9 protein-coding genes are annotated in these 9,237 nt (G+C 47.6%); 5 read left to right on the forward strand and 4 right to left on the reverse strand.

The features are described 5' to 3' along the window. Positions 1-746: hypothetical protein (locus VE954_RS02805; RefSeq protein WP_324949438.1), on the reverse strand; the 746-nt coding region annotated here is incomplete at its 3' end. A 181-nt stretch (positions 747-927) separates the two neighbouring features. Here VE954_RS02805 and VE954_RS02810 point away from each other — a divergent pair. Continuing rightward, positions 928-1,404 (forward strand): mobile mystery protein A, encoded by a 477-nt coding sequence (locus tag VE954_RS02810; RefSeq protein ID WP_324949440.1) that lies wholly within the window; start codon positions 928-930, stop codon positions 1,402-1,404. Position 1,405: 1 nt separating this feature from the next. Further along, positions 1,406-2,014, forward strand: coding sequence for a mobile mystery protein B (locus VE954_RS02815; RefSeq protein WP_324949442.1), 609 nt, complete (start codon positions 1,406-1,408; stop codon positions 2,012-2,014). Between the two features lie 32 nt (positions 2,015-2,046). Here the strand turns inward: VE954_RS02815 and VE954_RS02820 are convergent, their stop codons facing one another. After that, positions 2,047-2,553, reverse strand: a complete 507-nt coding sequence (locus VE954_RS02820; protein WP_324949444.1) for a hypothetical protein — start codon at positions 2,551-2,553, stop codon at positions 2,047-2,049. A 76-nt stretch (positions 2,554-2,629) separates the two neighbouring features. Here VE954_RS02820 and VE954_RS02825 point away from each other — a divergent pair, with 76 nt between their 5' ends. Further along, positions 2,630-2,866, forward strand: coding sequence for a hypothetical protein (locus tag VE954_RS02825; RefSeq protein WP_324949446.1), 237 nt, complete (start codon positions 2,630-2,632; stop codon positions 2,864-2,866). 56 nt (positions 2,867-2,922) lie between these two features. On the opposite strand, the gene VE954_RS02830 is transcribed toward VE954_RS02825, so the two are convergent. Further along, positions 2,923-3,906 carry a DUF805 domain-containing protein gene (locus VE954_RS02830; protein WP_324949448.1) on the reverse strand — a complete coding sequence of 328 codons (984 nt, stop codon included), beginning with the start codon at positions 3,904-3,906 and terminating at the stop codon, positions 2,923-2,925. Positions 3,907-4,687: 781 nt separating this feature from the next. Between VE954_RS02830 and VE954_RS02835 the strand changes: the two genes are divergently transcribed. Further along, on the forward strand, positions 4,688-5,353 hold the full coding sequence (locus tag VE954_RS02835) for a hypothetical protein (protein WP_324949450.1): 666 nt from the start codon (positions 4,688-4,690) through the stop codon (positions 5,351-5,353). A gap of 286 nt (positions 5,354-5,639) precedes the next feature. Next, complete coding sequence (locus tag VE954_RS02840; protein WP_324949452.1) at positions 5,640-7,202, forward strand: Fic family protein; 1,563 nt, start codon at positions 5,640-5,642, stop codon at positions 7,200-7,202. 587 nt (positions 7,203-7,789) lie between these two features. On the opposite strand, the gene VE954_RS02845 is transcribed toward VE954_RS02840, so the two are convergent. Further along, positions 7,790-9,103, reverse strand: a complete 1,314-nt coding sequence (locus VE954_RS02845; RefSeq protein ID WP_324949454.1) for an ice-binding family protein — start codon at positions 9,101-9,103, stop codon at positions 7,790-7,792. Positions 9,104-9,237 lie beyond the last annotated feature (134 nt).

A 9,237-nucleotide genomic window follows, 5' to 3' on the forward strand; every position in this document is an offset into this window, starting at 1 on the left:
CTGGGAATGAGCACAGCAGGTCCATCCTGCAGGCGTTCGATCCATTCCTTGAGACAGCGTTCGGACATGGAGCAGGGCGCAATCCAATCGCGGTGGATCATGAACCGTCCACCGGCTAACAATTGCACGGTTTCCGGGTCAAGACTGGAATCACCATTACGGAGATGGATGTGAAAGCGAAGATGCTCGGCATCGTGCGGCACAAGTTCAGCCGCAACGCTCCATACATCTGCCGAGGCTTTAAGGGGTGTCGGTTCGCGTTTCCGATCCGCGGAAAGAGCAAAAAGTTTATTTTTTTGATCCAGATCTTGAAGCATGCCCAAGGCTTCGGCAGGCGACAGCAGCACACCTTGCATGAAGTCGCGACTGGAGGCGAACTGTAATCTTGTGGAGCGCGCAGGGCCACGCATGTCGACGAAGCCATCAAATTCTTTTTTGAGACGGCGTATCAATTCCTGGTCATGCTCATCGGTAAACGAGGGTTCAAGTTCACCACGCAGAGTATAAGGTTTCAGGCTGCGGCGCTTGTCGCTGGACGATTTTTCGCAGTAATAAAAACGGAGGATTAAATCCTGGCGTTCAATCTGAGGTCCACAATCAAGCGCCAGGACAAGAGTGCGTTCTTTGCCAGTGTCATGCTGCAAAAACTCAGTTCTTAGGATTTCAGGGGGTTCCGGTTGATAGCTGATTCCGCTCCGAAACTGATCCCAATGGACATACTTTGTGCGATCTGGCCCTGAGCTCATTTTCAATCCCCTCTGCATGGGCTCACATTAAAAGATCGCTGTTAAAAGATCCAGGCAGGGGCCCAATAGTGTGCTTAGGGGCAATTTATGGTGTTCTATAAGACACCATTATTGGCCATTAAGGTGTTCTATAAGACACCATAATGTTGACTTATGGTCGATCTTAAGACACCATAAGATCATGAAACTATCAAAAAAGAACATTCAAACACAGCAAAAAATCCTTGATAAGAAGATTAAGGACTTAATTTTATTGAAAAATATACCTAGACCCAGATCAGGTTGGCTTAAAGCAATCCGTACCGGTCTAGGAATTTCCACAAGGCAGATGGGCGAAAGACTTGGAGTAACGCACCAAGTCATCTTGCGTATGGAAAAAGGTGAAATGGAAGGAAGCGCAACACTCGAATCACTGCAAAAAGTGGCTCATGCTATGGACTGCAAGTTTATTTATGCCATTCTCCCTGCGAAGCATGAAAGTCTTAACGCGTTGCTGGAAGAAAAAGCTCTCATACTGGCCAAGCGTATAACAAAAGAAGTCAGCCATAGTATGAAAATGGAAGGTCAAGGTGTCGATCACCAAAGCATGGATGATCAGATAAATCAGCTTGCAAAGGAACTCAAGGAAGCACTTGATCCTCGGCTTTGGGTCGTCTGATATGACAGACCACCCATTCCCCATAGAATACATGCCTGGATCCACTCCACTCGATCCTGATGAGCTGCTTGGTCTCATTCCTAACTACATTTCAACCCAAGGTGAGTTGAATGTTCTGGAACAAGGCAATATTCTCGAAGCCAAAACCTGGATGTTCAAGAAGAAGCCCAAGGAATATTTAACCGACACGTTCATGATCGAGCTGCACAAACGCATGTTCAAGAATGTTTGGAAATGGGCTGGGAGATATCGATTGACTGATAAGTCCATTGGAGTGCATTGGCAACAAATTCCTGTTCAAATGAGTGCCCTAATGAGAGATACACAGTACTGGATTGAAAACAATACCTATTCCTGGGATGAAATTGGAGCCCGATTTCATCACAAGATGGTTGCGATCCATGCTTTCCCTAACGGCAACGGACGTCATGCGCGCCTTGCCACTGAGATTGTACAGACCGCGAACGACCAGGAACCCTTTACCTGGGGAGCGAAAACATATTCCGAAAGTCTGGATCAAGTCAGTGCCCTTCGAAACGAATACATCAATGCATTGAGGGAAGCTGATCAAAGGAAATTTGATAGGCTGATTCGATTCGTTAGGATGTGACCTCTCGACACCTCCAATCATCTCCCTCAGTCTTAACGCGTCTCGCCAAACGACTCGACGTAATAGCCGTCTTCAATGGCCTTCAGAACCTCCTGCACAGTTCTATCAAAAACAAGGCAGCCTTCGATCGTCGTAACTTTTTCTTCCGGGAATTGCTGGGCATCAGTAATTAACGCCTGGGCCTGATCCTTCTTTTGCAGAAGCTGCAGGCCAATGATGGCATACATTTTGGCCGTTAAATTCCCTTTTTCATAGAGTGCGAAAAGTGTGGGCTCAGCCTCGCTGCTCTTAATAATGATCCGGAGGTCCTGAAGATTCTCCGATGGTGCGCCGGCCTTGCCGATATACGCGGATTCCAAAACTTCGGCAGCCTGGAGATGTTCAAAAGCCGTCTGCAGCGTCTCCTGCTTCAACAGACTTGTGTTCATTGCGGCATCCGCGGGCGGGTTTCGAGCCTCACCTTGCAAGTAAGGGCCGGAAAATAAGAATAGACTGATCATTACGATTCGATAGTTTGCAATCCAATTGATCTTTCTCATCGTTTACTCCCATGAGCGGCCGTATTCGGCTCGCCTGTGCATTGTGAATGCGCCTTGAGTATGGAGGAGTGACGTCGTGAGAACAAGTAGCTCTGGCGAACTTGATTTTAATATCAATATTGATCTTGAGCCAGCGAGCTGGATCCTTGGACAAATTTCTCCACATATGTCACTTTGGCAATATGGCGTCGTCTGTCGGATTTCAAATAATGTTTTGTTTATAAAAATGCACAAAATCGTCAATTTTGGTCAATTTAATGAACAATCGTTCAAAGAAACTTATAGGACTCGATCTTTCTGCAACCGCAACTGACCGGCGGGATTGCCGAGAATACGTTCCACGGTTTTCTTATCGAGCGTGCACCGTGATCACGACGGTGATCGCGTCGTGCAGTCCTGCTCCAGTTTCTGACTCAATTCCACGAAACCGGTATCCTTGAGCATATCTGGATAGGTCTCCCCGTAGCGCCGGTGGACATCCCGGGCCTTGCAGGGTTGGTCTAGAAGTCGATAGGCGTCGACAAGATTGAGCGGGACGCTGATGATTTTTGGCTTAAGGCGCAGAACCTGCTCATAATCTGCAGCTGCTTTCTCCCACTGTTTTAATTTTTCATACAACAGCCCGCGCCAGTTGTAGTAGTCCGCATCCTTAGGGTACTGGTGAATCAATTGGTCGATCATGGTTGACGCGAGGTCGTAGTTTTGGAGGCGAAGCGCGGATTCATAGGCAGCCCATTTCAGCTGAATCACTGCTTTTTTGCATCCGGAGTGGAAGGTTTTTTCGAGCACAATTGCATCCTGATAGTGCCGACTGCGCACATAGGATTGGATGAGATCATAGGCCGTTTGCGCATCGCAGGGGTTCTGTTTCAGGCGGCCTTGCAGCGAGACTTGGGCTAGATCGAACGTACGGGGCTGCGGGGTCGTACCCTGAAGCTTATTCCTGAAGGAGGAACCGAACAATGCGCTGACACCAACCATAACGAGAATGGAGACCACCAGCGGGGTTGTAAATTCCGATCCCTCGTCGATAGGTCTCATCCCATATCGATTTGCTTTGGGTTCACCTGCGCGGAATAGCAGGACAGCATGCACGTAGACATTGGCAAAGGGAACCATCAGGAGCCAAGCCCAGTTCCCGGATCGACCGATGTCGTGACAACGCCGGATGAAAAAGGGGATTTGATAGAGGAAGAGAACGATCGAGGCGAGGGCAAAGATTATAACCAGGCGCAAACGCTGGGGCGCGTTCAAGAAAATCCCGATTCCGAGCGTGAAGCGCAGGGTCCAGAGAAATAGGGTTGCTTTGACGTAGGTCTTCTGTGAAATCCGACTGTGAGTGGTGCTGGACATGTTTAACTCCTTCCCGTTGTTGTTGCTGCGGTGTGGACAACGGAACGGCGCAAACATTGCAGCACTCGGAGATTATCCGTGATTCCTTAAACATCGGTTTATTTTGTTGTTTATGGTTCATAGTGCCATCGACCTTGGCATCGGTATAGGCTCAGATCCCATTCGTTGCTCTCGGAATCTGCCAATCCTTTGAGCATTGGGTGTGTAAACTTGTGTCCTAAGGGGTTGCTAGTCGGAACGGGCACGTTCGATGCTGCAATACTTTTAGATGTCATCATCTCTGTAAATTTTCGAGTTTTCGTTTTGCATTCTATGTGAAAAAGTTGATGATGACACCGAACTTTCCTTGCCATTCATTCTGGATTTGAGAAAATTGAGGCGCCATCGTCATCCTAGGTGAGATAATCAGAAATTCAATTTATCTAGATAATTTATAAGGCTATAAAAACAATATCACCCTGAAATAATTATGAATTATTTGACTGCAACCACCATTTGGATATTTATATTCCACACTTATCTGGATAATTCGGAAAGCGGATTGGTTATAGCATACGGGAAGCGCTAGTATTCAGTGGACTCAAAACGGCCTCATGAGAACGCAACAAGCGGGCATATCTATTCCGTAAGGCCGACAATTATTAAAGGAGACGATTGACGCTGCCGTGGATGGGATGATGCTATTGACATGGATATCGATGTCACTTAATGTCCGGCTATGACACTTCGATTTCGCATGACACTCCTATGCTTGGCACTTCTGCAACAGGGCTGTGCGTCCTTGGCTGCCGATCTTGTGCTTCGAACTATATTATTGCCTCTGGATCTAGTTTTTAAGGATAACTCACCAACACGATCCCCCGGATCACGAGCGACGGAAGCGGCTAAGCGCTCAAGAAAGGACTGGATCATTGCAGCTACGACCGAACGTTATTCTTTCCTTTCTTATAAAAGTCGGCCCGCTTATGGACTTCGCCTTGGTTATTATATCGGGAAATCACAATCACTCGGACTCTCCCTGCGGATGATTCAGGATCGGAAGTTCAGTGAAGCCGAGCCTTTTGGAGAGGTTGATCACAAGTTTCGCGTCCAAACAACAGAAATACAGTATGCATATTACTATGAGTTCGCCTTCCTTCGTATCGGTGGTGGAAGCCTCGATACGAGTCTGACCACACGAAGCCGGGAAACGGGAGATAGAATCTATGCGCTGTCACCAACCATAAGCCGGTTTGCGAGCCTGAGCATAGGCTTGGAGTATCAATTGTCCGATTTCACTTTTTCGGCGGGTAGTCAGTGGAACGTCATCCCGCATCCGCAGCGAAAAACAGAATATTTCTCAACTGCCGATCAAATTTATTTCAATGACACCCTGACGAAGGGCCTCGCAAAAAAATCCTCCTCTTCGGAAATCTTCCTGCAGGTCGGCTACAGCCCAACTGAGTAAAGCCTCGACTCGGTCCCCTACACTAGTCATATGACTTGGATAGTTGGGACTTAGCGGGTAGTTCATCTAATCTATCCGTCATTTTGACATGATAGGAATTATACGTCATTTAATCAGACCATAATCGGATTATCGGATCGACCTTAATATTCATATAATTATACAATAATTACATATAATTGACGGTAATCTATGATTTATTAAATGCAAAAATATATGATCTATTATAAGCAGGAATCTATGACCCATTAAAAGCGTAATACAATGGGTTAATAGGAGATTCCTCGTGGCCAAAAAAGCAGCCCCCCTCAGCACGAAAATTGCGGAAGCACTTAAGTCGGCGAAAGCCGCCGCAAACGGAGGGCATGTATTTAAACTGGGCACATTATCGCGGACTGAGCAGACAACTCTGAAAAAAGGGAACTGGGTGTTTCCAATTTATTCAGGTTGGTATGCCTTGCTTAATCCTTCAAGCACAAAGACTGGGGATACTATTGCTTTTTTCAGCAACTACTGGGAATTTGTTCAGAAATATCTAGCCGAACACTATGGCCAGGACTATGTGTTATCGCCTGCCAATTCGCTTTTGCTTCAAACCGAAGACAATTCTATACCCAAACAGCTTCATGTAAACATTGGCAAGACAACATACAACAAAATTTCGCTGCCTTTCGATACTTCCATTTTTATTTCCAAAGGAAGTGAGGATGAAATTCGCCGCGCACAGACACGAGATAATTTAAGGCTTCTTAGTTTGGAAGCTTCATTGACGGCCATGCCCCCCAATTTCTTTAGACAGTCTTCACCTTCGCTGGAAGCTGCCATACTGTCAGTTCGAAATATCTCGTTGCTTTCGCATATATTGATTGAAAAAAGAGAGCAAACCACGGCCGGGAGGATCACAAGTTGTTTCAAAAAAATTGGGCGCGACAAAGATGCAGCTATGATCGAAAAGGCATTCGAAGCGGCAGGTTTACAGCTCAAGACAGAGGATCTGGAGCCTAAGTTTGGTTCTCTTCGATTGGTCAGAAAATCGGCCATTGGCGCTCGACTGTCTCACATGTGGCTAAGGCATAGTCAGGAACTGGAAAGGCTATTGGAAAACTGGCCCGAAGCAGCCGGGAATCCAGACAAATTCTATAAAAGGCCTTTTGGTGACGTTGATCAAAAAATGGACTCTCTATATAGCAACGATGCGTATAACTCCCTCTCCATTGAAGGCTATAGCGTTACGGATGAGCTGATCACCAGAATAGGGCGAGGTGAGTTTGACCCGCACAACAACCCGAACGACCGATCTCAAGTTGATGCTATGGCTGCATTGGGGTATCACGATGCTTTCCTGCTTGTGAAAGAAAGTCTGCGGAAAATTCATACTGGAGGAGATCTGAATCAAATCCTTTTTGAAGATCTTTCAGAGTGGCGAGTGGCACTTTTCAAACATAGTGCGCAAGCCTTTGGCCGATCAACGGCTTCCCTCATAGGCTATAGGAATTCATCGATATACATTCGGGATTCGCACCACGTCCCACCATCCCAACACAGCCTCATGGATGCCATGGAAAGCTTTCAAGAGCTTTATAGCTCAGAGCATCATCCCTTCAAGAGAGCTGTTCTCTCACATCATGTTCAGGTTTATGTTCATCCATACCTGGATGGAAATGGCCGGACAGCCCGATTTCTATTGAATGTTAGCCTCGTTTCTGGAGGACTGCCTTGGGCGGTTATTCCAAAGGAAAAGAAATTGGAGTACTTCGCCGCTTTGGAAGCTGCCCATACCGGCCAGGGAATTGAGAAGTTTGCAGAATTTATTTACAGGCTGATGACGCTTCAAACGGCTAAATTTTGAATAAGGAATTGGGCTTGCCAACTGAAAATACGCACGAAACACAGTCCTCAAGTTTCGGGGAACCCCTCATGGCACAGGAGATTCAACTAATCAATGGAAGAAAATGGCGGGGAACCCTCGCGCGCTAGCGGGCCCAAAAAACAAGTCCATGGGACCGCGAAGCGGGCACATATCTATTTTGGTTTTTTACTTTGGGATTTTTTTATCAGGCAAGAAAAAAGGAGCATGGCTCACCATCCCCCGGACCACTTGAACAAATTTCTCCGTACCTCGAACTTATTGTTAATATTAATTTTTTTGGCAAAAACTTTATAAAAACGAGGAATTTTTACGGCAGAAAAACTGCGCTGCCAGGGGTTCGGCTATCACAAGATCGCTGCTATCCTCAACTCGATGGGTATCCCGACAGAGGACTTCTCTCCACACCGTGCGATGGGTTAGTGCTGGCGTCAGGATTTTCCTGGTAAAACGAGGACTTTGGCAATTAGTAGATATTTCTGCCCCTATCAGCAAATCTTCAAGGCCAGCTAGCCGATAGCGGCAGTATAATTAAGATTGCCTTCAGCCCGTTTCAAAGAATCGTTAGCTTAGTGAGCGGGTTTAGTGATGGCATTCGCGTCGAGCGTGATCGCTGTCTGGGCCAGGGCACGTCCATCGAGAGTGGCGCCGGTTTGAAAGACGATTTGTGTTTGGCTCAGGATGATTCCCTTAAAGACAGACGTGGTGCCGAGTACCACTTGACCGGCAACTTGCCAGAAGATGTTCTTTGGCAGCGCACCGCCTTGAAGGGTGATATGGACGCCATTGGCAACAGTCACATCCTGCGCAATCTGGAAAATCCAGACGTCATTGGGGCCACCGGCGAGGACCACATTGGAGGTCATAAGAACTCCGGTACCCCACTTGTAGAGGCCCGGGACGAGGGTCTTGCCGCTGATGTCTCCTGATCCAAACTCGGTAAAATCAGGAAGTGCACGTCCGGCAGCATCGGTGTACGCAGTTTCCATATTACCTATGGCCGTAGTCAGGTTCGCTGGGGTTGGAACTGCCATGTCGGCAGCAAAAAGTTTTCCAGTGACGATGCCCGTTTTCGCGAATTGATTCGTTGCATCAAGAGCTTCAGAAAAGCCGGTGAGGTAACTCTGGGCGGACGGGCTCACACCAATATTGCCGACGATCGCGGTGGTGCCGGTAGTTGAGATTGCTGACTTGGCAAGCAAAACATAATCGGCGGCTGTTCCAAGTACAACTGCAGCTGGCCCTGCTGCAATGGTCGCACTCGTCGTAAAGCTCCAGACTACTGTGCTTGCCAGGGCATTGCCAGACAGATCTTTGACCCCAGTGGTGACGGAGACCGTATATATTGTGTTGGGTGCCAGGTTGCTGGTTGCTTTGAAGGTAGCGTGCGAGCTACCTGCTGCATAAGAGATGGTGCCTGGAACGGTGCTGGGACCCGGAGCACTTATGATAAATGTCGTGGCGGAGATGCTGTTAGGGTCCATCTCTTCGCCAAAGATGACTGAAATTTCGCGGTTGATGGAAACACCAGTAGCAGCTGCTGCGGGAATCGTGGAACGAACTGAGGGAGCCGCGGTGTCACCATCGGCCTGGGTTCTAAAGGTCCAGGTAAAATCAGCTGCGAGCGCATTGCCAGCTAAATCTTTAGCTCCGGTGGTAATGGTCCCATTATAGATGGTGCCAGCTACGAGAGGACTGGTGGGTAGGTATGTTGCGGTGGTTGTGGCTGCATCGTAGTTCACCGTACCTGGAACAACGACTCCGCCCGGCCCAGTCAATTTAAAAGTGTTCGTATTGATGGTCGTCGGATCCATTTGCTTGCCAAACATAACCGTGAGTTGCTCGTATGAGGATGGTCCCGCATCCGTCCCTGCTTCCGGAATAAATCAGCTATTTTGAGACAGTCATAAAAAGAGTTTAGTGTACTTTTCTATCCAAGCACATACATGGATTGCCGTGTGACCGGGATGTTGATCCCGACCTGCTCCTGTGGAATCAGAAGTTTAGGACCACGCTT

Origin of the sequence: Oligoflexus sp., assembly GCF_035638955.1 — a bacterium.
GTDB lineage: Bacteria > Bdellovibrionota_B > Oligoflexia > Oligoflexales > Oligoflexaceae > Oligoflexus.